Origin of the sequence: Metamycoplasma auris, from assembly GCF_003253435.1 — a bacterium.
GTDB classification, from domain to species: domain Bacteria; phylum Bacillota_I; class Bacilli_A; order Mycoplasmatales; family Metamycoplasmataceae; genus Metamycoplasma; species Metamycoplasma auris.
On record NZ_QKUB01000026.1, the window covers coordinates 1 to 1,686 of the forward strand.

2 protein-coding genes are annotated in these 1,686 nt (G+C 25.0%); both read left to right on the forward strand.

Annotation, left to right across the window (positions count from 1 at the left end; genetic code table 4):
• Window positions 1-152 precede the first annotated feature (152 nt).
• Window positions 153-287, forward strand: a complete 135-nt coding sequence (locus tag BCF89_RS08785; RefSeq protein WP_277870065.1) for a hypothetical protein — start codon at window positions 153-155, stop codon at window positions 285-287.
• A 23-nt stretch (window positions 288-310) separates the two neighbouring features.
• Window positions 311-1,417, forward strand: coding sequence for a single-stranded DNA-binding protein (locus tag BCF89_RS08790; protein ID WP_146236485.1), 1,107 nt, complete (start codon window positions 311-313; stop codon window positions 1,415-1,417).
• The last annotated feature ends 269 nt before the right edge of the window (window positions 1,418-1,686 follow it).

The window sequence follows — 1,686 nt, forward strand, 5'->3', positions numbered from 1 at the left end:
ATTAGTTTGTTGAAACAAAAACTAAAATCTGGATTTTCTAAGACTCATTATTCACATGGCAATTATATTCAAAGAAGTTCAATCCCATCTCTATTGGTACTAGATATTTTAGAACAGATAATAAATAATAAAGAAACTAATTAAGGAGATTAATGACTAAAAAGAAATTAACTAAGAAAGATAAAAATTCTTTAGATGAATGACTTGAAGAAATTGAAAACCAATTAAAGAAACAAGACCAAGAATCAAAAATAGAGGACTTAAATAGTTTCACATTTAAAAAATAAATGAAATGGGTGGTGTTTTAGCAATGGCAAATGATAAAAACTTAAACGATGATAAATTAGTATCAATTAGATATGATCCGAAGTTTCTAGAAAATGTTACTATACGCAAACCAAGGGGTAAATGAATAGATTATAACAATCCCTATTCAATACAAAAAATAAAAGCAATCAAAAGTTATATGGATGAAATTGAAAATGAATTATCAAAATATGAGAATTTAGAAATTCCATTCATAAGAGATCTAAATGATCATCTTTCAACCTATTTACTCTCAATATATGAATTAAATGTTATTGAACATATGTTAGAGAAAATAAAGACTTTTGATACTGAAACTTATATGCGATGTTTTTTTGTTGAATATTTTAATTTCTTAAGTAAGAATAGGATATTAGAAATTGATTTATTAAAAAGTCAATTAGAAGAAGGACGTAATGAAAATATTGGAATTGATTATTATGTCTACGATTATTACAAGAAAAATAACACGAAACTAAGGTGATTAGAAAATTCAAAAAGTAAACATGATTTAGTTTACATCGGCAATAGTCCTGATGCTGCACAATGAGTATTAGTTAATGAGAAATATTGAATTCTTGAATTTTTAAAAACTTTAGATCTTGATTACATTTGAAAATGGAATCATAACGTTTTAGAAGATAGGGGAGAATTTGAAAAAGATATGGCAAAGAAAGAAATAATAGGAATTAATCAAACTAAAAAAGAAAACACAATTTATATTGATGGGTATGTATTAAGTGATGAATATTACATTAAAGAATTTAAAAAAGATGATGTAGTTGAAGGTAAATTACTTAAATTTAAATTACATAACATTAAGGATAAAAAACATAATTACTTTGATATCGTCGCATGAAATAAAACTGCTGACTATATAAAAGAAAAAATAAATAAAGAAGATTATATAAGAATTGAAGGGCATTTAGAATCTAATAGTTACTTAAAAGACAATGAAAAAGTTTATACAATCAATATCATTGCCGATCATGTGGAATTAGTTCAAAGTTTAGAAGAACAATACGAATTAGAAAAACAAAGAAAAAAAGAAGAAAAAGCAAAATTAGATGAATTACCTGAAGATTACGATGGTTTAACCTGAGATGCATAAACTAGGAAATGCTAAAAGGTATTTACTTAGCAGATAAGAAGTATAATTTAAATAAATAATGTTTAAATATAAGACAAGAAGATAATTAAGGGAAAATGAAAAAGAGTTTAATTTTAGGGGTAATAAGTACAATGGCATTATTGCCAATGTCAATGGTAAGTTGTAAGATCTTTGGAGTAAATGTTAAGGAATTAATTTATGGTGGTTCACGTAATACTACACCACCAAATAAGGATCCTAATCATTTAGATCCTTTTAATGAAAGTAGT